Source organism: Acidovorax sp. GW821-FHT10E03 (assembly GCF_059415205.1).
In genome coordinates this window covers 14,527-39,768 of sequence record NZ_JBWKMU010000011.1, presented here as the reverse complement: position 1 = coordinate 39,768, position 25,242 = coordinate 14,527, and the positions used below count along the sequence as shown (strand labels likewise).

Below are 25,242 nucleotides of genomic sequence, written 5' to 3'. Positions count from 1 at the left end.
TCCGGCTGCGGTTCGGCCGCATGCCCGGCGACAGAATGATGAGAAGTTCATGGCGCGCTCCATGTCCACAAGGGCAGCGCGACGCCGAGCACGGCCGACACGGCAATGGGCCCGAAGTAGCGGCTGTCGAACGACGCTGGATTCGTGTCGCTGAGCAGGAACAGTTCGCCCACCGCGAGGGTGCGGCATTGCGACCAGGCGTGCAGCGGGCGCTGCACACCGTCGTGCGTGCGCGCGTTCGCCACCACGACGCCATCGATGCGCACCACCTGCTCCCGAACACACACCGATTGCGGCGCGAGCGCGCCGATGCGCTTGAGGATCGGCACGCCGTTCGGCAGGTAGCCGCGCTGCCCCGCGAACGCAGCCACGTCAGCAGGAAGCCGGGCCAGCACGATGCTGCCGACGTACAGCGAGGCTGCGCCCTCGATGCGATCGATGCGGTACCAACCGCGCGGCACGCTGTCGCTCGGGTTGTAGACCACGAGCACGCGGTCGCGCGCACCTCCCTGCATGACGGCCGGTGCGCACAGCGCCGCCAGGCCGACACCCATGCAGGCAAAAAGCAGGCGGCGGGTCATTGCAGCGCCTCGCGGGCAAGGTGCGCTGCATGCCGCTCGCCCGTGTACGCCGGCAGCGACTGGCGTGCGGCAAGCCGGTTGCCGACCGTGCGCCAGTACGTGACGGCCACCGCGCACGGATCGATGCCCAAGACTTCGATGGCGTCGATCACCGCAAGCACGGCCTTGACCTGCGGCTCGCCATCGGCGCGCAGCAGGATGCGCGCGCCCGGCAGCACGCCGGCCACGCGCTGAGCGTCGTCACATGGCGTCGGCGCCTGCAGCACCATGAGCTGCCAAAGCGCCGCACCGTAGTCATTGCCGATCCACTTCACGCGGCAGCAGACGGCGCCTGGTGCGAACACCGCGACACGCCGCCAGCGGTCCAGTACGGATTCGCGAACCGGTTGCCCGAACCGCAGGTACACGTTCACCCGATGCTCGACGAAGGCGAGCGAGACCCGCATGGGCGTGGGCCGCGGCGGCGGCATAGCCTGCAGCGAAGTCTTCAGGACGGCTGGCGCCAGATGCGAAGCCGGCGCTGTCATGCCGCGTCCTCCGGGTACTCGCGCTCCAGCAGCTCGCGCAGCATGTCCGCCGCCGTGAGGCCGCGCCGAAACGCGATGACCTTGATGCGCCCGCGCTGCGCGGGCGTCACGTCGATGGTCAGGCGCGCGGTGTAGACGGATACCTTGGCCGGCGTCTCGGGCGTGTCCGCCCGCCGCACCCAGGTCGATGCCGGATCGGCACCGGGCCTGCGGCCGATCGGTGCCCGGCGCGGCTTTGCCGGTGGCTGGGGTCTTGTCATCGCAGCATCTCCCGCACCGCCCGTGAGAATGCGGCGATCTCGCGCGCGGCCGCGCACTGCGGGGCCACTTCGCACGCGAGCCGCCCCGCGGCCACGCTGTCAGCAAACACGATGCGCTGCGAGACCTCGGCATGCAGCGCGGCGAACGGCTGATCGGCGAGCGCCGCGCGCGCCTCGCGCCCGATCACGGTGCCGACCACGCGCCGGTTGATCACGAAGGCCGCGCGCAGTTGCGGCCGAAACACCTTCGCTTCGGCAATGAGCTGCACCATCTCATGGCTGGCCCACACGTCGTAGGCGCTGGGCTGCACCGGGATCAGCACCAGGTCGGCGGCCAGCAGCGCGGAGCGCGCGAGGGCCGCGACTCGCGGCGGCCCGTCGATCACCACGAAATCCGCCTGCAAGGCGATCTGGGGCGCCTCCTGGTGCAGCGAGTCCCTAGCCAACCCGAGGACCCCGTAAAGCCTCCCCTGGCCGCTCTGGAGCCGCCGCTGCGCCCAGTCAAGGGCCGAGCCCTGGGGGTCGGCATCGAGCAGCGTGACGCGGCCTCCCTGCAGGGCCAGTTCGCCGGCCAGGTGCGTAGCGAGCGTGGTCTTGCCGGCACCGCCCTTCTGGTTGAGCAGCGCGATCACCTTGCCGGGCCGTTGGCCTGCCCTTCCTGACGAACTGGTTTCCGATGCTGGACCTGCCTGATTTGCAGTCGCTGAACCATTGCCCATTTTTTGAGCAGCATCTGCTCGCGCGCGCGTGAGTTCCATTTATGTATTCCTTTAGATGTTTAGGGCACCTCGAAACCGTTGCTGGGCGCGGTCTCCCGGCCGATCGGTGCGGGCAATCCACCGATACTTCTGCGGGTGATCCACCGAGGGTCGTGCGGGTGATCCACCGAGTCCATCCCCACGTCATCCACAACTTCTTCAACAGAAGATGTGGATAAGTCACCTGGAGAGCGATTGGTCGGATCGGGCCAGAAGGCCAGCCACTCGATGCCGCCGCTTCGCTCCACGGACAGTCGGTAGCCGGGCAGCGCCTGGCGCCGCGCGAGCTGGCGCACCTGGATCGCGAAGTCGGAGGGGCGCTGCAGGCTGCCGGACTTCAGGTACAGGTGGCGCATGTCGAAGCGCCAGCCAGCGGGCTGCCGTCCACCGTGCTTGCGCACCAGCCGGTACAGCCAGCGCTCGATGCCGCCGGAAAGCCGGAAATACGTCGGATCGAGCGTGAGCACCAGGGCCTCGTCCATCACCCCCGAGAAGAACCAGTCGGCCAGGATCAGTTCGATGCCGTCGGAGCGGCCATCGGGCCGGATGTACTCCTTCCACTCGTTGATCCAGGAGAAGCGGTGCGTGCGCTTTGCGCCGTTCGGGCGCTCCCGCTGGCGCAAGGTCGTGGCGACGGTGGTGGCCTGCAGACGGTCCAGCGCGGCGCGCAGCGCCAGGTAGTCGCTGCGGCCTGTGCCTCGTTGCGCGAAGCGCAGGATCTCGTAGGGCGTGGCCACCATCAGGCGCGAAGGGACGATGCCCTCCTTCTTGGCCTGGACGATCTGGCTCGCGGCCCAGATCAGCACGTCGGCATCCCAGATCGTGGCGATGCCGTGCTCGGGCACGCCCTCGACGGTGAGCGAGACGCCGCCGGCCTCGAAGCGGATCGGCACGGTGCGCGGCGACTTGGCCAGCGAGAAGAAGGGGTAGGCCATCAGGTCCTGCGCATCGCGCAGCGCCATGTCGCCGCCCGGCAGCGCGCGGAACAGCGACAGCTGTTCGCGTTCGCTTGGGCGCTTCGACATGGATGGAGCCTTCCTGCCCTGCATCCATCAGCGGACGGAGTCGCGCTGCACGTAGCCGGGATCGGAGGTCATGCTGTAGGCACGGCTGTCAGCCCAGGCGCGCAGGTCCTCGATCGCATAGACCACGCGCGCGCCGAACTTGCGGAACCGCGGCCCGCCGCCCAGCACGCGCTGCTTCTCCAGCGTGCGCGGGGACAGGCGCAGGAAGGCGCCGGCCTCGTCGGTGGTCAGGAACTCGGGGTTGGCCGGCGCGGCGGGTACCGCAAGGGGCTGCAGCGCAAGCGCCCGTGCGCGGCTGGGGTACAGGGAACTGGCACTTGCCATGACGGCCTCCATCGTTGTCGAAGGGCCGCGAACCATTCGCAGCCCGATGGAGGCAGTCTCGGGAGTAAGGGCCTTCTTGCGCAGGGAGAGATTCAGCGCATCGGTTCGTCTCCGGGGGACTGCGATGCGGTACGCAAGACACCCGCCAGGACCAGATAGCCGCCCTTCATGTACGCCTCGGCACGCCGCAGCAGGTGCCGGACCTGGGCGCGCAGTTCGCTGTCGTCGTGCCAGCGCAGCGCCACGGCTTCGAGACCGAACAGGGCCTGGGCGATGTCGCGATGCGAGGCGCCGGCCTGCGCGCCATCGAGCGCCTGCAGGGCGCGAAGGTGCAGCAGCGCGCCGCGCGTAGCGGCATGCGCGGGCGCCGTGGCCGGCGCATGCCCCTCAAGAATCTGTGCGTGCGTGGTGAATGCATCGAGTTGGCCGCGCAGGCCGGGGCCGAGCGGCACAGTACAGGTGTAGGTCGCACCGTCTGCGAGATCGTCGGCCAGTGTCACGCGCAAGCGCTGCGCGGACACGTCTGCCCGCAGCGTCAGGCCTGCGCCACCGAGCGCCAGGCGCTTGCGGCCCGGCACGCGCCAGAGGTCGAAGGTTGGCCCAGTCGACGCACTGTGCGCCTGCGAGGCGCGCACGTGCAGCAGTTCATCAGTGGTGGCAATCCAGAGCGGATGCGCGTCGCGCGCATCGAGACGCGGGTCCTCGGCGCTGTCGCAACCCCACCGCTCGAACGATGCGCCGCGCCGCTGCGCCCAGTCCGCGCAGTACTGCGGATGGCGGCGCAGGTACTCCCACGCGAGCGCGGGACCGTCCAGGTCCAGCGTGTAGAGGTAGGCGGCCGACAAGCCCCAGGGTGCGCTTGGCAAGTCCTCGACATTGCAGTCGGTCATGGCGAAACCCCTTCTTGTTGGTTGGGAGAACGCTGCCACAGAGAAGGCCGGCCTGGCTAGCTTTTGGCGCGAGGGTGCGGCGTGCCAGGAGCGAGGCAACACCGTGATCCGATGCACCGCGGTTTGCTAAGATATCCGTGTGCCGCCTAACGTCGGCCCGCCCGCCCACGCTGGCGAAGCTGGTTCAGCAACGTGGTCCGCAAGTCATTGCGGACGAGAGGCCGACTTTCATGAGTCTGCCGCAGGACTCGATGTGTGGGCGCATCGAATGTCCGCGGCACAACTTATGGAATGCACATGCCTGAAAACTATTCCGCAGCTCAAATCGAGCACTTCAAGCGCGAGGCCAAACGGCTGGGCCGCGCGTCAGCAATCCCTCACAGCCAAGCGCTTGACCAAGTGGCGGCCGCGAACGGCCATCGCAACTGGTCGCTCCTGATGAAGAATGCGGCCGAATCGCCGGCCGGGCCTCCGCCCTATCGCTTCTCGCGAACAAGCGACGAAATGCGTCTGGCGCTGCACAAGGTGCAACTTCCCGCCTACAGCCGAACACCAAGGGTTGACGCGGCGCGCCAGATGGTCGAAGACCTGTCCCACAAGTTCATCTCTGCGCAGAACGCGGTCGATTTCGCGATCGACTACATGCGCTGCCTGCTCACCGTGCCGCGCTTCAAGGTCTACGCGGCCACCCGGGTGAACTGGGAACTGCGCTGCTGGTTGCCGTATGCGGCCAAGCCGCTCGGCGACGACACTGCAATCCTGGTCAATCGACGATACAAGCCGGTTGGGCAGAGCACCGACGAATGGGCAGCCTACGAGACGTTCTCGCACCTGCTCCTGCGACTCGACGGTGAACGCCTGCAGGCGTTCTCGCACCGCCCCGAAAGCGAAGGCTATCTGTACAACGACGGCTGCATGCCATGGACTTCGCGCAAGGACGCCGAAGCCTACCTGGAGCGACTGCTTCGGCTCAAGGCGGTCACGCGCGGCTGACGGGGAGCAGCGTCAGTCACTGACCGAGCCATCGCGCTGCGCATCAGCGAGGTAGCCCGACAGCGGCTGGCGCGCCCTGAAATGCGGATCGGCCACGATGCGCATGCCCCTGGGACCGCGCACACCGTCGAGCGCCGACAGGCTCACATGCCCGAGTTCGGGGAAGCCCGTACCGGCATCGGTCAACCCATAGGCGCGATCACCATCGGCTTCGAGCTCGGTCAACAGCCAGCAGGCCGGCGCGTCCAGCGTGTACAGCTTGACGACGGGATAGGGGTCAATGGCCTGACCCGTGGCGCGGGCCGCGCCATTGGCCAGCATATGGGTGCGCTGCTGCTCGGTGAGGAAGGTCATGGAGTCCTCGGAAGAGGTGATGGAATGCTAGTGCCGCGGGGACGATTGCGGAAGGGGATCAACACGCTCCCCAGATATCGAAATGGAATACTTGAGTTAAAGATAACGTGGTTTAAATTGTGCTGAACCGGGACGCTTCTGTCCATGCAGAAGCGAACCATTCAGCGCGGACGGCCGACCGGCGCGACGACCTTCGAGGTCGCGCCCGCGCTGGCGTTCGGCGCGGCGGTGCGCGCACTGCGCACCGAGGATGGCATCGCCCAGGAAACGCTGGCACACCTGGCCGGCATCGAGCGCTCCCACATGGGCAAGATCGAGCGCGGCGAGCACATGCCCACGCTGGTCCTGATTCTGAAGATCGCCCGGGCGCTGGACCGCAGCGCCGGCGAACTGCTGCTGGAAACGGAAGCCAGGCTTCCGAAGGAATGGCACCGGCCGCCAGCCGGACAAGCCAGCGACTGATGCCTGCGGCTCCTACGCCACGATGCGCCCCGCCAGCCGGGCTTCGCGCGCGTAGGCGCTGATGGGCTTGTCACCCCGGAAGTACAGGTCCCGTTCGATGGGCAGACCCCAACGCCCCCGCAAGCTTTCCAGCTCCTGCAGGCTCACATAGCCCAACTCGGGAAAGCCTTGACCCAGATCGCACAGCCCGAAAGCGCGGTCCATGTCATCCGAGTCGATTTCGGTGAGCAGCCAGGTCGCGCCCGCGTTGGGCGTGAACAGCTTGACGACCGGTGGAGGATCGAAATCCTCGCTCGCCTGGGACATCCGGCCGTTGGCCAGCAGTTGCGCGCGTTGTTCGTCGGTGATGAGCTTCGTCATGGTCTTTCTCCTTGGAAGGATTCCGGGCGGAATTGCCCGAGACCAGACGCAGCACGGCGCAGCGCAGCCGTCACAGGTTCGAAGACGGCCGACAGGACGCCAGCGTGCCAGGCACGCGCAGACCTTGACGGCAAGACCGGCGTGCAACGATGAAGGGAACAGCAAGACAGCCCCAACCACTACACACGCACCCGCACCGCAAGCGCAGCGCGCAGCACCACAGGTGCGAAGGCGTCAGCGATGGAAGCCCGAGAGGGGCGAGACGCCATGGGCGACTCGATGCGCAGCACGAGAGCGCGGTCCGGCATCGCCGGAGACGCACGGAACCGCAAAGACCCGGAAGCGGAAGTGCTGAAATCCGTGGAACCGCCACCCCGCTTCCCCACATCACCGCAAAGCCGCAGATCAGCACAGGCACGGAATCGGCTCGACGACAAAGCACGAACACGGAACTGCGCCTTCACGTGCATCCGCACATGCACAAGGAAGACAACACGCGAACACGAACGCCCACACGACAAGGTCCGCGAACCTTCGCGGACCGTCGTTGCACTCGGGGAAGAAAGCGCCCCCCGAAGCGGGGCGCCGAGGGCGACGCTCAGTCGCCCTTGCTGCGCGACCAGATCAGGTTGTGCACGCCGTCCTCGCCCTCGACCAGGCGGGCGTAGATCGTCGCCGGGAACGATGGGTCATCCAAGGTCACCGACAGGTAGGGCCGGTCCGCCTTGCTGACCTTCTTCCACGCCGCGCCGATCTCCAGGCCGTTGCCGGCGATGACGCGATAGTCCGGGGCGTTCTCGCTCGTCTTCTCGCTGGCGGCGATCTTGACCTTGACGTTCAAGGTCAGGGTGCGAACCGTGCCGGTGTAGCCGTTGCCCGAAGCGGTGAAGTTGCCGATAGTGCTCATGATGATTCCTTTCGAGGTTTCCAGGTCCGCGCCCATCGCGGCCTTGGAGTGATCCGGACGGCGCGGGTCCGGGCGCGCCGCACCGCAGGCCGCAGCAATGCGGAGGACCGGCAGGCCCGAGAAATTTGCCGCGCGAGGAATCCGCGCAGCGGAGGGGAAATTTGTCGGGCAGGCCGGTTGCGGCGATGAAGCCCGAGGCGCACCGAACGCAGAGAGCGTGCGCCGTGCCCGCGCCAGGATTCACGGCAAATACAAGGCCGTGGGAGCGACCTGTCATCGCAAAGGACGCATGCGCGCAGGCGCCACCGCGACAACAGCCTTCCGGCACGGATTCGGCCGCAGCCGAATGCCAAGCCCATCGACCAGCGACAACGAGAAAGAACGCCCCGCCGCATCATTGCAACTCGCAAGATCGTCATCAGCGGCGTGGAAGTCGAAGGGCATGGCGAATGGCCTGTCGGTGCCTCCGTCGTTCACGACGGCTGCCGCCAGCGTCGGGGACGGCGCTGCATTCCGGAACCCAGCGCAGCCCAGCCTGTCGTGAACTCGCCCCGCTCTCCGGCGGGGCGCATTTCCTGGCGTCATCGGCGCAGCCGCTGGATGTCAAAGCGCGCGCGGCACACCTGCCGCGCGCGTCGCGCCAATCCCAAAAGCCCCGGCCCGAGGGCCGGGGCTTCATGCTCACGCGACTGCGTGGTCGTCCTCGTGGAGCACTGCCTCGGCATCGATACCGGCCTCACTCTCCGGCATGGCCTGCGTTTCGACTTCGACAGCGGCTGCATACCCCCTGAACATCACAGGCAACCAACCCGTTCCCACTGCCAGCCGCTCGGCCTCGCTCGCGATCTCGGCCTTCTTGAGCTTGCCCAGCCGGTTCACCTGATCGGGCGCGAACACCTGCACAGCTTCCAGCGCCTTGGCTTTCGAGACATGCTCGAAGTAGCCCGCAGCGGTCGGCGTCCACCAGTCGTGCATGTCGAGGTTCACCGCCCGCGCCAGCGCGGCGGCGGGCACTTCCTCTTCATGCGACGCCAGCACGCTGACCGTGGAGGCCACGCACACCGCCAGCAGCGACAGCAGTTCCTGCTGCGGGAAGGCCAGCAACTCGTTGAACAGCGCCTCCGGGTCCTCGGGCAGGCGGTCGGCCCACGCCTGCCGAACCTTGCGCATGCCCACTGCCGCCGCGGCCTCGCCCATGTCGGGCGCATGCAGCCCGAGCCCATCCTGCGGTGTGGCGCTGATATCGACAGGCGAGCCGCCCGAGCCATAGCAGTCCACGATCACGTGCAGCGCAAGGCGGTGCACCAAGGCCACCAGCGCGACCTCTGGATGCCGCGCCACTTCGGCCTGCAAGGCCGCCGTGCGGTGCGCGCTCAGGCGCTTCGCCAGCTTTTCCGAGATACCGGGCTTGGCCGGCTCGTCGGCCCCGACATCCGGGTTGCTGCCCGCCCCGCCGTCCTCCTGCCGCGCCGGTTCCCGCAGCGCCTTCGCCTGTTCCTCGCACAGCAGGCCGCGATGCACGACCACGCCGCCCATCGGGTCGAGCGACACCACGGCGCCGGCCAGCGCCACCACGGCGGGCGCGTACTCGACCAACTTCTGCTCGATGGCGTCCAACTCGTTGCCGAGTGCGTCCACCTCGTCCTGCAGCGCCTGCGCCTGCTCGTCGCTCATGTCCTCGTTCTCGTCGTCCATGCGCTCCTGCAGCTTCGCCTGCTGGTCTTCCAGTTTGGCGATGCGCTTGACCTCGGTCTTGTTGGGTACACGGCGCGTGCTGCGTGCCCGCTGGAACTGGTACAGGTCGGAAAACGTGGCGCGCGGCGCGGCATCCACCCAGGCCCAGCCCTCGGCCCGCACCGTCTCGACCATCGGCGCGAGCTTGTCCCGCGCCAGCGCGTCCAGCAGCGCACCATCGGTTAGGAAGACGCCGTTCTGCTCGTCCGCGAACAGGTCGCGGCGCACACCTCCGCCCGCCTGCTCGTAAGCGTCCAGCCCGACGAAGCGCGCCACCGCATCGCGGCCGGCGTCGACTTCTTCGCTGGTCAGGTGATCGCGCAGCGCCTCCGGGCCGCGCTGCCATTGCGGCGATTCGTAGAACGCCGCTTCCTGCGCCGCATGGTCGTCGGTGATGGCCAGCGCCATCAACTGCTCCAGCGTCACGGCCTGCGTTTCAAAGTCCGCCAGTAGGCGGGGCGAGACGTTGGCGAGCTTCAGGCGCCGCTGCACCACGAGAGGCGTCACGCCGAAGTCAGCCGCAATGTCCTCCACCGGACGGCCCTCGGCCACAAGGTCTTTCCAAGCGAACAGTTCCTCGATGGGCGACATGGCCTCGCGCTGCACGTTCTCGGTCAGGCTGACAGTTCGGGCCGCGTCGTCCAGCACGAGCAGGCAGTGCACCTCGTGATCCTTCGCGAGCTTGCGGCGCTTGACCAACAGCTTCAGCGCGGCCAGACGGCGCCGACCGGCCACCACGTCGTAGTGCTCGCCATCGGGCGCGGCCACCACGGTGAGGTTTTGCAGCAGCCCGACGCGGGCGATGCTCGATGCGAGTTCGGGAATCGAGGTGCAGCCGCTCTTGCGCACGTTGCGACTCGAAGGCCGCAGTTTGGACAGCGGGATCAGCAGCAGCTGCTGCGAGGCCGCGACGGCGGTAGCGCCGCCCGTGGCGATGGGTGCGGCGATGGATGCGGCTGCATCAACGGCATTGGTTTCTTGAAAGGCAGCGGTGTTCATGGTGTAGCTCCAATCGGAAAAACGAAAAGACGTAAAACTGGGGAATGCATGGAGGAGCTGCACGCCCCTCCGGGCTCGGGGCTCAGGCCTTGAGCTGGCGCATGCCATCGGCCAGCAGCCACAGGGCGCGGTTCAGCCGCAGGTTCTGGTCGATGCCCTGCACGGGCCGCGTGCTCTGGCGGCGACCGTTCGCGGCGCGGGCGCGCAGGCCACCCTTGATGAGGTTTTCCTGCGTGCGGTTGAACACGCTCCACAGGTCGCGGCGGTCATCGTCCGTGCGGCGCGGCATCAGGATCTGGGCTTCCGTGATGGGCGCGGGCTTGGCAGGGTCGTCGTACTTGAGGGTCAGCGCGGCACGGGCGAACACCTCCGCCTCCCCGGCGTCCAGCGTGATCGCCTGCATTGATTCACGCGAGGCTTGCGCCTGTCCGAAGCCCTCCAGCACGGCATAGGCGCCTTCGATCACATGGCCCGCCACATCGCCCTTGTGGGGCACGCGCACGTCCGCCACGGTGTCGCCGCACACCAGTCCGTTCTGGCAGACGAAGCGGAACATGCCCGCCAGCATCTGGTAGCTGCTGGTCCCGTCATGGGAGTTCAGCAGGATGATTTCGTTGGCCTCCTGGCCATTGATCTGGCTGGCATGGCGCAGCCGCAGCATGTGCTTGGTGAAGTCGCGCCTCCCTTCCTGCCGCACGCGGGTCTGGCACACCATGAAGGGCTCGAAGCCCTCGCTTCTGAGTTCCCGCAGCACGGTGGCCGTGGGGATGTAGCTGTAGCGCTCCGAACGGCTGCCGTGCGGGGCCTGCGCGAAGATGGACGGGGCCACGGTCCGTATCTGGTCATCCGACAAGGGATGTTCCGAGCGCAGCACCGGCGAGTGGTTGGCGAAACGGGATGCAAGTTGCATGGTATTTCTCCTGACAAGATTGGCTGTTGAAGAAGCCTCACCGGATTCCTAGATTCGGAGCCCTCTTCGGGTCTTCCGGTGGGGTCGGCACGAAGAACCCGGTAGGCCTCGTTGCCACCGTCTTTCCTGAGTTCATCGCCCGCGGCCCAAGGAGCGCGCGCCGGGGCGCCGTCAAGGAAGAAGCGCCAGGGGTGGTGCGGCCCGCAGCCGAAGGCGAGGACACGGCCTGGCGCGCCTTGACGGCGCCCCGGCACGGGCTACGGTCGCGAACAAGGTGATGAGGGAAGGAAAGACGGCTGAACAGGCAAGGGCCCGTCAGTCACGCAGACCCCACGCAAGCGAAGCGCGCAGCGCCGCAGGCGCGAAGGCCGATCCGGTGCAGCCGGTTCGGTGGCATCAAAGGGGCGCCAAGCGCAGCGCGGCGGGGATGGGCTGCACCGCCGATCCCCTGGAGGCAAGCGCAGCGCGCAGGCCCGGATCAGCGAGCCGGGCCGAAGGCGTCAGCTGAGCGGAGCGAGGGAACGATGGAAGCCCCAAGGGGCGAGACGCCAAGGGTGGCTCGATGCGCAAGCACGACAGCGCGCCCGGCCATCACCGCCATGGCCGGAGACGCCCGCAATCGGCTACCGTGGGGGACAGATCAACCCGGCAACACAGAACCTCGGGATGAGCGCCAGCCCGGCGACAACCGACGCAAGCGCGGACGTCGACCAGTGCCGCTTGCTTGAGCGTACCCGTCAAATGCTTGTGCGCCCGCGATGGCTCGGTGCACCCGCCCAGGTGGCAATGCCCCTGCAGGAGCGCACAGTTGTTGAGCGTCAACGCATCCTTGATCACCTCGCGCGGATATATACCGAGGTCCGCGTGACCGTGCCCCGGAACCATCTCGACGTAGTCCAGGGCCGCATGCTGAGCATTCAGTGAACGATGGCGAAGGGGGCCTCATGCTGCACATTGCAATTATTGGCCTCCCTTGCCGTAGGATGCCGTAGTCGAAGCGGATGGGCGATGAGGAGTTCCATGGCAGAACAAGACGAGAAATCCGAGAAGAAGACGATCAAACTGAGCGATGTGGAGACCCGCAAGGGCACCCCGCGACAAAGCTTCTCTGATGGTCGCTACGTCACGACGCGCAGTGCCCCGCGCAGCGGCGGTCTCTCCACCGTTTACCAAGCGACCGACATCGAGACGACGAGCAGGGTCGCGGTGAAAGCGTTCCGCAGTGAAGGCTGCACCGATGAAGTGATCGAAGAGTCGTTCCGGCGCGAAGTGCAGGCACTCTCCGATCTGAGTCACCCGCACATCGTGCGCATCCTGGACTCCGGCCGTGACCACGACAACGGCGCGCACTTCATTGTGATGGAGTGGGTGGAACAGGACCTGGGCGTCGTGATGACGCCTGGCAAGTACCCCGACTGGGCGAGCTACTACGCGAGTGTCGGCAAGGGTGTACTGGACGCGCTCGCCTTCGCGCACACGCGCTCCACAGCGCACCGCGACGTGAAGCCGTCCAATGTGTTGATCACGGAACAGGGGGTGGTGAAGCTTTGCGATTTCGGAATCTCCAAGATTCGCAACTTCCTGGCCCCAGGCGTCACCTTGGCTCGGTTCGCTTCGGCGCCGTATTCGCCGCCGGAGACGGACGACGGCAGCTACAGCTACAGCCGCGACGTGTTCGGCTTCGCGGCCTTGAGCGTCGCGGTACTGACGGGGAAGAAGCCCGTGGAGTACGCCGACCTTGGCGTGCTGCTCGAAGAGGCAACCATCGACGAACCGATTCGCCGCATCCTGTGGCGCTGCCTGGACCTGGAGCGCCCAGAACTGCGGCCCGCCAACGCGGGCTTGCTGCAGGCCGAACTTGAGCAGGCGGCGCCGGCGCCCGCGAGCCAAGCCTTGCCTGTTGTGCTGCTGGCGTTGACGAACAAGGTGCGCAGCACCGTGGAATACGACAAGGCGCTGCGGGGGGCGTTGGCGGAGCGCTTCATCGAACGCGATCTGGAGGGTGCGCGGCTGGAGGAGATTCCCGCCACCGCCGATAAACCAGGTCGCAGTTTCCGCTTGTATGGCAGCACCTACGGCTACATTGCCGCGCGCGAAGACGCGGGCAACCGCTTGCTGCTGATTTCGGCGCTGGAGTATCAGTTGTCGGACTTGGAGCGCCGGCGCGGTAACGCAGCGGACCCCGAGGTGAGGTTCGCACTGTCGGGCGCGTCCCACCAGGCTTCCAGCGGCGCACTCGACGGCTTGCTAGACCGCCTACTGAGCTTCACTGCCGACCAGAAGGAACGACTGTTGGAGCAGCGGGGGCAGGAGCTGTACCGAAAGTGGGTGGATCTGCTGAGCGCAAAGACAGAGCTCGAACGCGGGCGCCGCCTGCGCTTGCCCTACGCGGACAGGGGGCCGGCCGGTGAGTTCGTGCGCCTGAAGATGAAGCCGGGTTTCGATCTTTCGATCCTGCTTAACCAAGACGTGCTCATTCAGACCAGCAAGGGCGGCGAGTTCCGCGGTACGGTCGTTTCCCGCACGGAGGACGGCGTGCTCTTGCGGCCCAGCGTGCGCAACCGCATCGACGCGGGGGCGACCCCGGAAGAAGGAATTGTGGAGACCGACTCCACGAAGACTGACGTGGCGTTGGACAAGCAAAAGGCAGCCGTGGATGCCGTGCGCTACGGCCGCTCGGTGAACTCCAGTCTCGGCGGCTACATCGTGAGTCCCGAGACCGTTCCCGTGCCATCGCCAACGGCAGTGGACTTCATCAATACGCGAATCGACGAAGACAAGCAGGACGCCGTGCTCGCCGCACTTTCCGAGCCACCGCTGTTATTGGTGGAGGGTCCGCCCGGCACAGGGAAGACCACCTTCATCACGGAGTTGGTGTTGCAAACGCTGAAGGCGAACCCGAACGCGCGGGTGCTGTTGACCTCGCAGACACACGTTGCGCTGGACAACTCGCTGGAACGGATTGTTGGGCAGACTGCCATTCCCGTAGATGCCGTCCGCATCGGCCAGGATGATGACGATCGCATTGCAGCCTCCGGCCGGAAGCTGATGCTGGACGTCAGGCTGCCAGAGATGCGCAAGCGCGCGCTGGCCGCCGGTCGCGCTTTCATGGAGCGCTGGGCACAAGAACATGGACTGAACGTGAAGGACGTTCGGCGTGCCATGGCGATGGAGCGCCACGCCAAGCTGAAAACTCGCCTGGAAGCCGCGGAACAAGGCATGAAGGAATTGGAGCCGAGACTGGCCGAGGCCGCGCGCGCCGCCTTGAGCGCCGAAGAACGCACTGAGTTGGAGGAGTGGTTCAAGGGCCTCAGCGCGGATCGCGATCTGCTCGAAGGTCTGCTCAAGGAGTCGTGGAAGGACCTGGCCAGTCACATCGAGTCAAAGGAAGAGTTGAAGGAATTTGCCGAATGTTCCGCAGCCGATCTGCACGGGTGGGCTGAGGCATATTCGGACGGAACACAGGCTGGCGGGCAGCTGAAGCAGTTGCTCCAAGTGCATACCGACTGGGAAACCGCTTTTGGCCGCAGTCGCGATTTCCATGCTGCGGTCATCGCCGCCAGCCAGGTGGTCGCAGGAACCTGTCTCGGCGTGATGAGCATACCGGGGCGCTCGGAGATCACCTACGACTTGTGCATCGTGGACGAGGCGTCCATCGCCACACCCACCGAAGTGTTGGTGCCAATGTCGCGGGCGCGACGCACGGTTCTGGTCGGCGACAGCAAGCAGCTTTCGCCCTTTCAGGACCCGGACCTTCGGACGCTGGGTTTTCTGGAGCGCTACGACCTCAAGTCGGAGGACCAAAAGGCGACGCTATTCAACCACCTGGGCGCCAACCTTCCCGCCGCCCTGAAGAAGACACTCACGTCGCAGCATCGCATGCTGCCTGCGATTGGCAACCTGATTTCGGAGTGCTTCTATCGCAGCGAACTGCGCAGCATCGATCGCGAGCCGGCGCCGCATTTGGTGGGCGTGATGCCACGGCCGGTGACTTGGTATTCGACTGCGCGCAGGCCGAATCGCGCGTCAAGGCCGCTGGGCACGTCGTACTATAACGACGCAGAGATCGAGATCGTCATGGGACTGCTTTCGCGCATCGATGCTTGGATGCAGCGCGGACGCTACAAGGACAGGCGCGTGACTGTGGCGGTGCTCACCGGATACGACCCGCAGCGAGCGCGTTTACAAACCGCAGTGCAGACCAAGGGGCGCCAGTGGAAGAGCTTCTCCGAAGTATTCGTCAACGTCGTGGACGCGTTCCAGGGACGTGAGGCCGACATTGTGGTGTTCTCAGTCACGCGTTCGGAAGTGAAGGGACTGGGCTTCCTCAAGGAGATGGAGCGCATCAACGTCGCGCTGTCGCGCGGCAAAGAGTTGCTGGCAATCGTGGGTGACCACAGCTTTTGTCAAGCGGCGCAAGGAGCGACGAATCCCCTGAGGGACGTCATCGACTACATCCGACGCAACCCGCAGACCTGCGCCCTTGAGGAGGTGAAGCCGTGAGCCTGGAACGTGTTCTCGAGGAAGCCGCGCGCGCCAGGTCGGGCTATGACCTCGTGTCGTTCAAAGAAGCGGGGCTGCCGGTCTTCGTGCTGAGGCTACGGATCCTGGTCCTGGAACGTAAGCCGATCAGCCCCATCGAAGAAGCCGTGCTGAAGGCAGTGAGGGCCGGCCTGGACGCGCCGGGGAGCATCTACGAGTTTTTAGGCCTGCCCAAGGCCGTGCTCACGCCGGTGCTTGTGGCACTGAACACCGCGGAACTGATCAACTATTCGCGCGGCGTTGCCGACGCCGATGCCAAGGTGACGCTGTCGACCAAGGGCCGCAATGTACTGGTGGAAGCCTCCATCATCAAACCGCGAGAGCGCGCGATCGAAGTGTGCTTCGATGCGCTCACCAAGCGCTTGCTCGTGCTGCCTCCGGAGCAATTGTTCCGGGGACGAGACATGCGAGACCTGGAGCGCTTCGAGGTGCCGATCGGAACGTCCAAGCGTCCGGAGGTGGGGGACATTCCGCTCCAAGACTTCGACAAGGTACTCGAGCGGCACGCCTCGCTGTCGCCGGACTGGAGTGGCTCGTTGCTCGCCATCCGTCGAATCGAGCGGCGGGAACTGCGGTATCTGGGGTGCACGATGCTCTTCTACAAGAGTCTGGCTCAGTCGCATGACGTGCAGGTGGGATTCTGGCGCGAAGACGGGCAGTCCATACAGCATGAAGTGGCGTTTGCCGCGGCCGGCGGACCCGACCTTGTCGGTGCGCGCACACTGTCGGAAGATGTCCAGATACCCCCCGTGGTGACCTTGCTCGAGACTCCTGGAACCGATCAGGGTGCTGGCACCGTGACTGACGAAGCTACGCCAACGCAGGAGCAACCGAAAGTCAGTCGACCGCAGCAGCCTGCGGAGCCCGAAACGATGCAAACATTGCTCTGCCACGAACACCCAGGGCACCTAAGGAAGGCACTCTTGTCTGCCCAAAAGAGACTGGTGATCGTCTCGCCCTGGATTCGAGACTCTGTCATCGACTGGGGATTTGTCTCATCGCTTGAGGCATTGCTGCGCAAAGGGGTCGATGTCTACATAGGCTTCGGCATCGAAAAGGCTGACGGGCCAAAGAAGAACGCTGCCAACGAGAAAGCGGACATCACGCCGGGCGCAAAGCGCGATCTTGGAAATCTCGCGGACAGGTTCAAGAACTTTCACTTTATCTACGTCGGCAATACGCACCGCAAGTCACTGATTTGTGATGATGAGTTCGCTGTAGTCACGAGCTTTAATTGGCTTTCGTATAAAGGTAGTTCCAAGGGCAAGCCGAGGGACGAACGTGGGTTGATGCTTCGCAAGAAGCACCATGTGGACAGGTTGGCAGCCGAAGAACTAGAGCTTCTCGCCAAAGGCACGCGCCTCAATCGTGGAAATGCGGGCGCGGGTGCGCGGTGAGCGAGCCGGCGGTCTACGTGTAGAAGGCAAGTTGGTCAAGCGTGAGGATCGCTTGCAATGCACGAGCCATCGTGTAGCTCTCTTGCGTCGCCGCTCCGTGCCCAACAGCATGGCGTGACCCCGCCGTGCCGTTCCGAGCCACAGGATCAAAATCTGCGAAGATGTATGCCGCGAGATAGCGGCCAAAGGCAACAGGGAAGAACAGCGTATCTGGACCTCCCGCACGCTGCTCGGCAGAGGTCTGAGCGAAGGCGAGGAGCGCTTTGAGCTTCGCGCCTTGCCCACTATGTGCTGCCTTGTGGGCGTCGTTCAGGACACCTTCGATCTCGGTCAGAATGATCTTGATGACCGACGCGGGCCTCTGCGCCGTGAAAGCTTCGACAGCCTCCTTGAGCAACACAGCCTTCACCGCGAAATGCGGCTTTGCGGACCAGCGCTCGAACAGGCGACTCAGTCGCTCCGCATCGAACGCCGCCACGATCCTTGCCTCGATTTCAGCAATGTCGAACCCGGCTTCGGTGTGCCGAGCAAGGTCGCCAAATTCGGACGTGATGATTTCGACAAATGGGAACCAGCCCGCCACCTGTAGGGGGCCCGAGATCGCGGGGTCGTTCACAGCCGCGTAGAGATGCCGGTAGCGAAGCGTGCGGTGTAAAGAACCGAGTGCCGTCGAAAACCAGTCCAAATCGAGCTTGCCATCCGGATTGAAGTCGAACGCAAGCCCGAAGCTCCAGCCTTCGCGAAACAGGCACAGGACCTTGTCTTTTTTGTCGAATGATACGCATGGAAAACTCATGCCCGTCACGTCGGCAATGTCGCTCTCGAAGATCATCGAACCTGCGGCGACCGAGCGCTTGACTCTGCATTGCAACGACACAGCCGCCGTGTCCACCCAAAGCTCGGCAGTGTTGTCAGGCTTAAGGATCAGCAGAACCGTGTCAGCCCGGCGCAAGTTGACTGCGGTGGCCGCTTTCTGGGCTATATGCCGGACAACGTCGTCCAGACTCTCAACCAGTCGGTGGAAAAGCGGCTCGTCAGAACTCACCGCCAGCCGCGTACAAACCTTGACGTGCTGCCCTGGCTTGCCCGATTCGAGCGTGAATCCGGCCAAGGGTTCTACGTCCTTGAATCGCAGCGGCTCGCCGATGTTGCGAGTCCCAATGCGGTTGCTCGGTACCGTCATGGTCACAGCCTGTTTTGCGTTCTCCACCATGGTCTCCATTTTTTCAGACGTAATTCTGACCAAAAGCACAGGCGGCCTATGCGCCCCCCTACGCCACGCTTCGCAGCGGTAAGTTCCTCAAGCGGCATGCATGGAGCAACCTTGCGGTACCAGGAACGCCCAGGAAGGTGCAGCCATGCCACATGCCGAGGACACCACGAGTGCTTCGCGAAATCCAGAGCCTGCTTTCTACCGGCTCAGCGACGTGATCCGCATCACCGCACTGAGCCGGTCCAGCATCTACAGGCGCATCGCCGCCGGCGAGTTCCCGCCTCAGATCTCGCTCGGCGGAAGAGCAACGGGTTGGCGCCGAGAAGCCCTGCAGGCGTGGATTAGCGATCCCACGGGTTTCCGCCCCTTGGCGCGCTGCCAAGTTCAGCAGAGCTCATCGGGCGCCCGGGTCAGGCGCGTCGCAGCTGCCTGAACGAAGACACCAGTGTTTGGGCAATGCCTTGCCGCCCATTGGGCGGGTGAACCATGGACGTTCCTTTTTCTTATTGACGCCCTATATCCGGCGAAACTCGGAACGCCGAGGCCCCAGCCGAAAGCCCCGAATCCATCGAGCCGCGGATCACTGCCGCGGATGGACAAATGTGAAGGGCCCCACCGCCTCTCACGCAGGTGGCAGCAGGCCTCGTTTAAGCAAAGACCGGGGATGACCTAGACGTCAAGAGCGCAACTAGTCTAGAAGCTGCACCAGTCATCAAACGCCCAGACGCCAGCGAAGGGCGCATTGTTTGGCATGTACAAGCGCCACGGGATGTCTATTCCTCTGACTCTCAACCAACGGGGATGGTCGATCTCGACCACTATTCGCGGATACCACTCGGAGCTCTCTTGCGTACCTTGTCGGGAGTGAAATTCGAGCGATTGCTGCGGGTGCAGAATCTTCGTGTGCATGGTTGGATGAGGATCCCCAAATCCCACACGGCAAATGTCCCGGTTGCCAACGCACAGTTCTGTGACGTGGAACTCGTAGTCCAGCTGCGTTTGCGCCTCGTCTGAGGTATCCGTCACCACCGGGTGTGGGATATCCAGCTCAAGCCGCCATTTCTCCAAGCTAACCATACCAACATTGGTGATCTTCACCTCCAACAGATAGCGATGGAAGTCGTCTCGACGCACGAGGTGCTTCATTCGCGGCTCGACAAGCACTTCCGGCTTTGAGCGCCGGTTCATCACGTCCCGAATCTGGAAATCGGTCATCGGCTGTGTCGTACTGCCCGACCTTTGGTAGTAACGATGATCGATCAGATTCTGGTGTGCAGTTCCTGCGGCGCCAATTTCTATGGCGACAACGCGCCCGACACCGCCGGGAAGTTGCAACTCGACAATCTCGTAGGAGTTGATGGGCGGGCTGGTATTGGATCGAAGGATCTCGCTGATGCGAGCTGAATTCGCCCCATCCGCCGGAACTGCGTCAAGCGCAGCAGCAACGTCGACGTGATCGATGTTCTCTTCGGCGATCCCGTATACAAGCAATCCCCCTGCAGCGTTGGCAAACCCGGTGCAGTCCTTCACAAGTTCGCGGCGGGCATCCCCCGCAAGACGCAACGCAAGACCTCGCTTGAACTCCAAGTAGAGACCCTCTTGTGCACGGTTTGCAATCAGCGCATCAAGTTGCTCTAGTGAAAACGTCATGGCGCAGTCTATGACAATCGCGGCGCCAGTCAGGACGTAGCACCGGGCCCCTCGGCCAGATTACTTTGTCATGCCTCCTGGATGAATCCAGTACCGTCAGAGGTCAGATACTTGGCGGGCCGCTCGGGCCGAAGCTGCGTGAAGCGCAACAAACTATTCGCTTCATCGGGCATCTTCCCCGCTTCCAGGCCATCCAGAAAATCGGCCCACTCCTGCACCATCGTCTTGCGCTGCGCCAGGAAAGTCGCGCGGTCGTAGCTGCCGCCCAGTTCTTCGTCGGACACGTGCGCCAGGTGACGCTCGATGACATCCGGGTCCCATCCAAGGTATTCCCGGATCATGGTCCGGGCGGTGGCCCGGAAGCCGTGGCCGGTGATCTGCTCCTTGGTGTCGTAGCCCATCGTGCGCAGGGCCGCGTTGATGGTGTTGTCGCTGATGTAGCGGCTCTTCTCTGAGCGGCGCGACATGCTGCGAAAGATCGGCCCGGCCGGGCCGGTCAACGGATGCAGGTCCCGAAGAATGTCCATCGCCTGCCGCGGCAGCGGCACCAGATGTGCCGGCGTGCGGCTGTCCCGCTTCTGCCATTCGCGCAGCTTCATCTTCTCGGGCGGGCAGCGCCACAGTTCATCATCGAGATGGATGTCCTCCCATTCAGCAAGGCGCAACTGGCCTGGGCGCTGGAAGATCACCGGCGCCAGCCGCAGCGCGCAGCGTGTGATGAAGGCGCCGTTGTAGTCGCGGATGTCACGCAGCAACTGCCCGAGCTGCGCGGGATCGGTGATGGCGGCGTAATGCCGACTGCGCGGCGCCGGCAGGCCGCCGGTGTTCTTGTTGACGAAGTTCCTGGACGGCTCCAGGGCGCCGACGTCCACCGCGTGCTGATACACGTGCTGCACCGCCTCGCGCACGCGCTGGGCCGTCTCCAGGTTGCCGCGGTCCTTGATCCGGTGGAGGCATCGCACGATCTCGGTCGGGGCGATCTTCTCGATGGCGCGGTCGCCGACCCAGGGGAAGACGTGGATCTCCAAGTGTCGGATGACCTTGCCGGCGTAGCCGCTCGACCATTGCCGGTCCTTCCTGGCATTGGCGACCCAGGCGCGCGCCAGCAGCTCGAAAGTGTTCAGCGCAGCGACGCGGTCCTTCTCTTCTCTTTGCCGGCGGACCTCCTTGAGGTCCAGTCCGCCAGCGCGCAGGCTGCTGGCCTCATAGGCCTTGGCGCGCGCCTGCGCCAGCGTCACCGCGGGGTACGGCCCCAGCCCAAGCTTGATGGTCTTGCCGTCCTTCTCGTAGCGATAGATCCAGGCCTTCCCACTGCTGCGCACGCGCAGGAACAGGTTGTCGCCATCGTTGAAGAAGAACTCTTTCGGCCCAGGCTTGGCCGCCTTGATTTGCGTCTCGCTCAGCAGTCCCATTTCGTACCCCGTACCCCTGAAGGGCGTTTTTCATGGGATCACTCTAGGGGACGGTGCGGGGTACGGGCAAACGCGGGATGTAACGGAACGACCTGGGACGTTGTGAGCGACGTTTCGAAGCTAAGTCCTTGTCGCACAAATGAAAACGCCTAGTCTGGAGGGACTAGGCGTAGGGAGACTGGTGGCCTGGGGCGGAATCGAACCACCGACACAAGGATTTTCAATCCTCTGCTCTACCGACTGAGCTACCGGGCCTGAGCCTCAAATTATAACCAGAAAAATCGAGGCTTCTGAAGAACCTGAAGGAATTTATTGCGGTGCTGCTAGGTGCGCTTGCCTCGCCCCAGGTCCACGCCCAACTGGCGCAACTTGCGGTACAGGTGGGTGCGCTCCAGGCCGGTTTTTTCGGCTACCCGCGTCATCGAGCCGCCCTCGCGGGCAAGGTGGAATTCGAAATAGGCTTTCTCGAAGCCATCACGCGCTTCGCGCAGGGGGCGGTCCAGATCAAACCCCTGGTGGGCGTGCGGACCGGCGTCCACGCTGGCCATCACGGCCGATACGGCCGGCAGTTGCGAGAACGTGGGGTCGGCGGGAGCGTGAACGGGCGCCTGGGTGGCGGCCGCCGGGGCCGATTGGTGGGCGGCATTGCGCGCCAGGCCCTGCTCCACCGCCTTGAGCAGCTTTTGCAGGGTGATGGGCTTTTCAAGGAAAGAGAACGCGCCGATGCGCGTGGCCTCCACGGCGGTGTCGATGGTGGCGTGGCCGCTCATCATGATCACGGGCATGGTGAGCACGCCGGCCGTTGCCCATTCCTTGAGCAGCGAGACACCGTCGGTATCGGGCATCCAGATATCGAGCAGCACCAGGTCGTAAGTATTGCCCGACCGGGCAGCACGCGCCTGGGTTGCGTTTTCTGCGAGGTCTACGCTGTGACCTTCGTCGTTCAGGATTTCCGACAACAGATCACGAATGCCGAGCTCATCGTCGACCACCAGAATGTTTGCCATGTGTGTTGAAGCGCCTTGGGTACTGCGGGGCGGTGTTGTTATGACGCCACCGCTGGTTCAGGGGCGAATGATAACGACACTTGGGCTCCCCGCACCACGCCATCTTCGATGCGATTCGACAAGTCGATGCGTGCACCGTGCTCGTCGGCAATCTTTTTGACCACGGCCAGCCCCAGGCCGGTACCCCGCGGCTTGGTGGTGACGTAGGGTTCGAAGGCCCGCTGAAGGATGTGCGCGGGGAAGCCGGCGCCGCTGTCCGATACCGTGAGCCGCACGCGCCGCGAGGACTCGCTCCAGCGCGTGCTGATGCGCACCGCGGGCACGGGCTCGGAGGTGCTGGCACGGGCCTGTTCGGTGGAATCCTGCGCGTTTTGCAGCAGGTTGTGCACGACCTGGCGCAGTTGCTGCGCGTCGCCCGCGATGCTGGGGCAGCGCGGGTCCAGTTCGGCTTCCACACGCACGGTGGCGTTCTCTTCCCCATACAGGTGGAGCACATCCGCGACCAGCGCATTGAGGTCCAGCGCATGCAGTTCTGCGGCGGGCAACCGTGCGTAGTCACGGAATTCGTTGACCAGCCGCTTCATGGCGTCCACCTGGTCCACGATGGTCTTGACGGACTTGGCCAGGATGGCTTGCTCTGGATCGGGCAGCTTGCCCGAGAGCTTCATTTCCAGCCGCTCGGCGGACAGCTGGATGGGCGTCAGCGGATTCTTGATTTCATGCGCCAGGCGCCGTGCCACCTCGCCCCAGGCCTGCGCACGCTGTGCTGAAACAATTTCCGAAATGTCGTCAAAAACCAACAATCGGGCCGAATCAGGCAGTTCGGCCCCCCGGGCCACGAGGCTGGTGGCGTGCTGCCCCACGCCGCCGGACGACGCATGCAGTTCAAACGGTTGCTGCCAGTGGTCCAGCCCATGGCGTTCGGTGTCCCCCAGGAAGGCGTCGAAATGGCCCTGGATCGATGCCGCAAACTCGGCAAGGCCGGGCACCTCGGACAGCGGACGCCCTTCGTACACCGCCATGGGTGCGCGCAGGATCCGCGTGGCGCCGGGGTTGGACGACCGGATCAGCCCCTGCGCATCCAGGACGATGACCCCCGCTGTCAGGTTGTCCAGAATGGTCTGGAGATTGGCGCGGGCGGCATCGACCTCACCCATGCTCTGTTCCACGGCCTGCCGGGCATCCGCCAGTTGCTGGGTCATCAAGGCGAAGGACCGCGTGAGGCCGCCCAGTTCGTCCTTGCCCTGCAGCACGGCCTTGGGGCTGAGGTTGCCCGCCGCCACCTCGCGCACCCCTTCGGCCAGCACGAGCAGGGGGCGTGCCAGCTGATTGCCCAGCAGCACCGCCAGCAGCACGGCTCCAAATACCGCCAGGAAAAGGCTCAGCGTGAGCGTGCCCACGTACATGCGCCGCAGGCCTCCCCGCGCCAGCGCGCGCTCCTGGTATTCACGGTTGGCCTCCTGCACGGCGATGGCGTTCGCCACCAGCGCGGGCGGCAGCGGGAGCGTGGCTTGCAGGTACCGGGGCTCCACGAGCAAGCCCACACTGGGACTGCTCACCAGGGCAAGCACCTTGACCCGCGCGTTCTGCGCGGCGGCAGGGTCCGATATATCGTCCAGCCCCTCGATCTGCGCGGTGGCGCGCTGCTGGCGCACGGTGCGCAGCAGGGGCACCCCGGGCCGGTCGGGGTTCAGGCTGAAGCGCGACTGGCCGGCGCTGGCCACCGCCTGCCCTGCAGCGTTCCAGAGCACGACATCGGTGGCGCCCAACTGCTCGCGGATGCGTTCGAGCACCAGCCCGGCGGCGGCATCGGGCACCTGGGCCACCTGCGCACCCGCGTTGCGCGTCTTGGCGGCCATGTCGGTGGCCAGCGAGTCGAGTGAAACCCGGGCCAAATTCACCCCCGCCGACAGGGCCCCTTCCACCTTCACGTCGAACCAGCTCTCGATGGAGCGGGTGACGAACTGGTAGGACACCACGTAGATCAGCAGCCCCGGCATCAGGCCCACCAGCGCGAAAATGGCCGCCAGCTTGACGAGCAGCCTGCTGCCAAAGCGCCCCTTGCGCAGGCGCATGCCCAGGCGCACCGCCACCCAGACCAGCACGGCCAGCAGCAACAGCGCCACCAGCACGTTCACGCCAAAGAGCCAGGCGTAGTTGCGCTCGTACAGCGCGCGGTTGTTGGTCGCCAGGGTGAGCAGGAACATCAGCACCAAGCCGATGGCAGACATGGCGGCGGCGCCCACCCCCACCGCCCAGCGCACGGCGCGCGACTGGCGTGCGGCGGCGTGGGCCGACGCGGAGGCCGCCGCCGGCCGGGGAGCGCCGGGGTGGCTCACTTCGCAGGCTCCGCTGCCAGGCGCTGGCTGCGCGAAACCAGCAGATTCCATCCGGATCGCCCCACGGCCCCAATCTGAAACGGGCGGGGCAGCTGGGACATGTCGAGCCTGAACCGGAAGTTGACCGTGTGCACGACATCTGCCTCGATCACCTCGTTTTCAGCGATCTTCCAACGCGAAATCCGCTGAATAGCAGACAACGCATCGGCATAGTCGTCAAAGTTCTGCCCCAGCACCACGCCCAGGCCGCTGTTGGTGAACGGTACGGGGGAGATGTTCAATCGCCATCTTCGCGTCAATGGCTGATAACTTAGGCGCAGATAGCGGGTGGTTTCCGCCACTTGGCGGTCAGACCAGTACCAACGGTCGCGCATCACCTGGGCCTCCGCCACGAAGAACATGGGAATGCCTTTGTTCAATGCGTCTTCTGCGAGTTCCGGCAGCATGAACTGCAGGTTGGTGCTGAGGTACAGGCCGTCTTCGGCCCGCTCGAGCCGCAGTTCGCCCACCTCGGGCGCGGCGGCTTGCCCTGCCGCAACCAGCCCCGGCAGCAGGGCGGCACATCCCATGAGCACAAAAATTGCGCAAACCACCATCC

At 65.0% G+C, this 25,242-nt stretch carries 24 protein-coding genes, 1 tRNA gene and 1 pseudogene; 5 read left to right on the top strand and 21 right to left on the bottom strand.

The features are described from left to right. Window positions 1-47: 47 nt before the first annotated feature. From AC07OD_RS19495 to AC07OD_RS19465, 7 genes and pseudogenes are all read right to left on the bottom strand, one after another. The gene (locus AC07OD_RS19495; protein WP_494597796.1) at window positions 48-581 is read right to left on the bottom strand and encodes a S26 family signal peptidase; all 534 of its coding nucleotides are present in this window, start codon (window positions 579-581) and stop codon (window positions 48-50) included. Beyond that, window positions 578-1,108 carry a DUF2840 domain-containing protein gene (locus AC07OD_RS19490; RefSeq protein ID WP_494597795.1) on the bottom strand — a complete coding sequence of 177 codons (531 nt, stop codon included), beginning with the start codon at window positions 1,106-1,108 and terminating at the stop codon, window positions 578-580. Before AC07OD_RS19490 ends, AC07OD_RS19495 begins: the two co-directional genes overlap by 4 nt. Continuing rightward, the gene (locus AC07OD_RS19485) at window positions 1,105-1,368 is read right to left on the bottom strand and encodes a ribbon-helix-helix protein (protein ID WP_494597794.1); all 264 of its coding nucleotides are present in this window, start codon (window positions 1,366-1,368) and stop codon (window positions 1,105-1,107) included. The genes AC07OD_RS19490 and AC07OD_RS19485 overlap by 4 nt, the downstream gene beginning before the upstream one ends. Continuing rightward, entirely contained in the window at window positions 1,365-2,126 is a 762-nt protein-coding gene (gene parA / locus AC07OD_RS19480) for a ParA family partition ATPase (protein ID WP_494597793.1), read from the bottom strand. Before parA ends, AC07OD_RS19485 begins: the two co-directional genes overlap by 4 nt. 200 nt (window positions 2,127-2,326) lie before the next feature. Beyond that, window positions 2,327-3,175: pseudogene (locus AC07OD_RS19475) on the bottom strand (replication initiator protein A); the annotation flags it as partial. Between the two features lie 3 nt (window positions 3,176-3,178). Then, a complete protein-coding gene (locus AC07OD_RS19470; protein ID WP_494597792.1) occupies window positions 3,179-3,475 on the bottom strand; it encodes a helix-turn-helix transcriptional regulator in 297 nt (98 codons plus the stop codon). A 92-nt stretch (window positions 3,476-3,567) separates the two neighbouring features. Next, window positions 3,568-4,365 (bottom strand): DUF2285 domain-containing protein, encoded by a 798-nt coding sequence (locus AC07OD_RS19465; protein WP_494597791.1) that lies wholly within the window; start codon window positions 4,363-4,365, stop codon window positions 3,568-3,570. A gap of 297 nt (window positions 4,366-4,662) precedes the next feature. Here AC07OD_RS19465 and AC07OD_RS19460 point away from each other — a divergent pair, with 297 nt between their 5' ends. Continuing rightward, window positions 4,663-5,358, top strand: coding sequence for a hypothetical protein (locus AC07OD_RS19460; protein WP_494597790.1), 696 nt, complete (start codon window positions 4,663-4,665; stop codon window positions 5,356-5,358). Between the two features lie 12 nt (window positions 5,359-5,370). Here the strand turns inward: AC07OD_RS19460 and AC07OD_RS19455 are convergent, their stop codons facing one another. Next, window positions 5,371-5,712, bottom strand: coding sequence for a DUF2958 domain-containing protein (locus AC07OD_RS19455; protein ID WP_494597789.1), 342 nt, complete (start codon window positions 5,710-5,712; stop codon window positions 5,371-5,373). Between the two features lie 144 nt (window positions 5,713-5,856). Here AC07OD_RS19455 and AC07OD_RS19450 point away from each other — a divergent pair, with 144 nt between their 5' ends. Next, window positions 5,857-6,174, top strand: coding sequence for a helix-turn-helix domain-containing protein (locus tag AC07OD_RS19450; RefSeq protein WP_494597788.1), 318 nt, complete (start codon window positions 5,857-5,859; stop codon window positions 6,172-6,174). A 12-nt stretch (window positions 6,175-6,186) separates the two neighbouring features. Here AC07OD_RS19450 and AC07OD_RS19445 read toward each other — a convergent pair whose 3' ends face one another. The 6 genes from AC07OD_RS19445 to AC07OD_RS19420 all read right to left on the bottom strand — a co-directional run bounded on the left by AC07OD_RS19445 (window position 6,187) and on the right by AC07OD_RS19420 (window position 12,005). Then, window positions 6,187-6,534, bottom strand: a complete 348-nt coding sequence (locus tag AC07OD_RS19445) for a DUF2958 domain-containing protein (RefSeq protein ID WP_494597787.1) — start codon at window positions 6,532-6,534, stop codon at window positions 6,187-6,189. 598 nt (window positions 6,535-7,132) lie between these two features. Then, on the bottom strand, window positions 7,133-7,441 hold the full coding sequence (locus tag AC07OD_RS19440; protein WP_494597786.1) for a DUF736 domain-containing protein: 309 nt from the start codon (window positions 7,439-7,441) through the stop codon (window positions 7,133-7,135). Between the two features lie 273 nt (window positions 7,442-7,714). Continuing rightward, entirely contained in the window at window positions 7,715-7,885 is a 171-nt protein-coding gene (locus AC07OD_RS19435; RefSeq protein WP_494597785.1) for a hypothetical protein, read from the bottom strand. A gap of 237 nt (window positions 7,886-8,122) precedes the next feature. Then, window positions 8,123-10,174: a ParB/RepB/Spo0J family partition protein gene (locus AC07OD_RS19430; protein WP_494597784.1), complete on the bottom strand. Its 2,052-nt coding sequence runs from the start codon at window positions 10,172-10,174 to the stop codon at window positions 8,123-8,125. 82 nt (window positions 10,175-10,256) lie between these two features. Next, window positions 10,257-11,084 (bottom strand): DUF932 domain-containing protein, encoded by an 828-nt coding sequence (locus AC07OD_RS19425; protein ID WP_494597783.1) that lies wholly within the window; start codon window positions 11,082-11,084, stop codon window positions 10,257-10,259. A gap of 591 nt (window positions 11,085-11,675) precedes the next feature. Beyond that, complete coding sequence (locus tag AC07OD_RS19420) at window positions 11,676-12,005, bottom strand: JAB domain-containing protein (protein WP_494597905.1); 330 nt, start codon at window positions 12,003-12,005, stop codon at window positions 11,676-11,678. A gap of 99 nt (window positions 12,006-12,104) precedes the next feature. Between AC07OD_RS19420 and AC07OD_RS19415 the strand changes: the two genes are divergently transcribed. Then, window positions 12,105-15,587 carry an AAA domain-containing protein gene (locus tag AC07OD_RS19415; protein WP_494597782.1) on the top strand — a complete coding sequence of 1,161 codons (3,483 nt, stop codon included), beginning with the start codon at window positions 12,105-12,107 and terminating at the stop codon, window positions 15,585-15,587. Then, window positions 15,584-17,023 carry a phospholipase D-like domain-containing protein gene (locus AC07OD_RS19410; RefSeq protein WP_494597781.1) on the top strand — a complete coding sequence of 480 codons (1,440 nt, stop codon included), beginning with the start codon at window positions 15,584-15,586 and terminating at the stop codon, window positions 17,021-17,023. The genes AC07OD_RS19415 and AC07OD_RS19410 overlap by 4 nt, the downstream gene beginning before the upstream one ends. A gap of 13 nt (window positions 17,024-17,036) precedes the next feature. On the opposite strand, the gene AC07OD_RS19405 is transcribed toward AC07OD_RS19410, so the two are convergent. Next, complete coding sequence (locus tag AC07OD_RS19405) at window positions 17,037-18,236, bottom strand: hypothetical protein (RefSeq protein WP_494597780.1); 1,200 nt, start codon at window positions 18,234-18,236, stop codon at window positions 17,037-17,039. A 100-nt stretch (window positions 18,237-18,336) separates the two neighbouring features. Here AC07OD_RS19405 and AC07OD_RS19400 point away from each other — a divergent pair, with 100 nt between their 5' ends. Further along, window positions 18,337-18,669, top strand: a complete 333-nt coding sequence (locus AC07OD_RS19400; protein ID WP_494597779.1) for a helix-turn-helix transcriptional regulator — start codon at window positions 18,337-18,339, stop codon at window positions 18,667-18,669. Window positions 18,670-18,929: 260 nt separating this feature from the next. Here AC07OD_RS19400 and AC07OD_RS19395 read toward each other — a convergent pair whose 3' ends face one another. The 6 genes from AC07OD_RS19395 to AC07OD_RS19370 form a co-directional block, all read right to left on the bottom strand. Beyond that, on the bottom strand, window positions 18,930-19,886 hold the full coding sequence (locus AC07OD_RS19395; RefSeq protein WP_494597778.1) for an AlbA family DNA-binding domain-containing protein: 957 nt from the start codon (window positions 19,884-19,886) through the stop codon (window positions 18,930-18,932). A 68-nt stretch (window positions 19,887-19,954) separates the two neighbouring features. Beyond that, window positions 19,955-21,298, bottom strand: coding sequence for a tyrosine-type recombinase/integrase (locus AC07OD_RS19390; RefSeq protein ID WP_494597777.1), 1,344 nt, complete (start codon window positions 21,296-21,298; stop codon window positions 19,955-19,957). Window positions 21,299-21,477: 179 nt separating this feature from the next. Beyond that, window positions 21,478-21,553 (bottom strand) — tRNA-Phe (locus tag AC07OD_RS19385). Window positions 21,554-21,621: 68 nt separating this feature from the next. Next, entirely contained in the window at window positions 21,622-22,305 is a 684-nt protein-coding gene (locus AC07OD_RS19380; protein ID WP_218297382.1) for a response regulator, read from the bottom strand. A 38-nt stretch (window positions 22,306-22,343) separates the two neighbouring features. After that, window positions 22,344-24,644: a sensor histidine kinase gene (locus AC07OD_RS19375; RefSeq protein ID WP_218297383.1), complete on the bottom strand. Its 2,301-nt coding sequence runs from the start codon at window positions 24,642-24,644 to the stop codon at window positions 22,344-22,346. Further along, entirely contained in the window at window positions 24,641-25,213 is a 573-nt protein-coding gene (locus AC07OD_RS19370; protein WP_494597904.1) for a DUF4390 domain-containing protein, read from the bottom strand. The genes AC07OD_RS19375 and AC07OD_RS19370 overlap by 4 nt, the downstream gene beginning before the upstream one ends. Window positions 25,214-25,242: the final 29 nt, after the last annotated feature.

Excerpts from the sequence above, each read along its gene's own strand:
- AC07OD_RS19495 (WP_494597796.1), bottom strand. The coding sequence starts at position 581 with ATGACCCGCCGCCTGCTTTTTGCCTGCATGGGTGTCGGCCTGGCGGCG.
- AC07OD_RS19490 (WP_494597795.1), bottom strand. The coding sequence starts at position 1,108 with ATGACAGCGCCGGCTTCGCATCTGGCGCCAGCCGTCCTGAAGACTTCG.
- AC07OD_RS19485 (WP_494597794.1), bottom strand. The coding sequence starts at position 1,368 with ATGACAAGACCCCAGCCACCGGCAAAGCCGCGCCGGGCACCGATCGGC.
- parA (WP_494597793.1), bottom strand. The coding sequence starts at position 2,126 with ATGGAACTCACGCGCGCGCGAGCAGATGCTGCTCAAAAAATGGGCAAT.
- AC07OD_RS19470 (WP_494597792.1), bottom strand. The coding sequence starts at position 3,475 with ATGGCAAGTGCCAGTTCCCTGTACCCCAGCCGCGCACGGGCGCTTGCG.
- AC07OD_RS19465 (WP_494597791.1), bottom strand. The coding sequence starts at position 4,365 with ATGACCGACTGCAATGTCGAGGACTTGCCAAGCGCACCCTGGGGCTTG.
- AC07OD_RS19460 (WP_494597790.1), top strand. The coding sequence starts at position 4,663 with ATGCCTGAAAACTATTCCGCAGCTCAAATCGAGCACTTCAAGCGCGAG.
- AC07OD_RS19455 (WP_494597789.1), bottom strand. The coding sequence starts at position 5,712 with ATGACCTTCCTCACCGAGCAGCAGCGCACCCATATGCTGGCCAATGGC.
- AC07OD_RS19450 (WP_494597788.1), top strand. The coding sequence starts at position 5,857 with ATGCAGAAGCGAACCATTCAGCGCGGACGGCCGACCGGCGCGACGACC.
- AC07OD_RS19445 (WP_494597787.1), bottom strand. The coding sequence starts at position 6,534 with ATGACGAAGCTCATCACCGACGAACAACGCGCGCAACTGCTGGCCAAC.
- AC07OD_RS19440 (WP_494597786.1), bottom strand. The coding sequence starts at position 7,441 with ATGAGCACTATCGGCAACTTCACCGCTTCGGGCAACGGCTACACCGGC.
- AC07OD_RS19435 (WP_494597785.1), bottom strand. The coding sequence starts at position 7,885 with ATGCCCTTCGACTTCCACGCCGCTGATGACGATCTTGCGAGTTGCAAT.
- AC07OD_RS19430 (WP_494597784.1), bottom strand. The coding sequence starts at position 10,174 with ATGAACACCGCTGCCTTTCAAGAAACCAATGCCGTTGATGCAGCCGCA.
- AC07OD_RS19425 (WP_494597783.1), bottom strand. The coding sequence starts at position 11,084 with ATGCAACTTGCATCCCGTTTCGCCAACCACTCGCCGGTGCTGCGCTCG.
- AC07OD_RS19415 (WP_494597782.1), top strand. The coding sequence starts at position 12,105 with ATGGCAGAACAAGACGAGAAATCCGAGAAGAAGACGATCAAACTGAGC.
- AC07OD_RS19405 (WP_494597780.1), bottom strand. The coding sequence starts at position 18,236 with ATGGTGGAGAACGCAAAACAGGCTGTGACCATGACGGTACCGAGCAAC.
- AC07OD_RS19400 (WP_494597779.1), top strand. The coding sequence starts at position 18,337 with ATGGAGCAACCTTGCGGTACCAGGAACGCCCAGGAAGGTGCAGCCATG.
- AC07OD_RS19395 (WP_494597778.1), bottom strand. The coding sequence starts at position 19,886 with ATGACGTTTTCACTAGAGCAACTTGATGCGCTGATTGCAAACCGTGCA.
- AC07OD_RS19390 (WP_494597777.1), bottom strand. The coding sequence starts at position 21,298 with ATGGGACTGCTGAGCGAGACGCAAATCAAGGCGGCCAAGCCTGGGCCG.
- AC07OD_RS19380 (WP_218297382.1), bottom strand. The coding sequence starts at position 22,305 with ATGGCAAACATTCTGGTGGTCGACGATGAGCTCGGCATTCGTGATCTG.
- AC07OD_RS19370 (WP_494597904.1), bottom strand. The coding sequence starts at position 25,213 with ATGGGATGTGCCGCCCTGCTGCCGGGGCTGGTTGCGGCAGGGCAAGCC.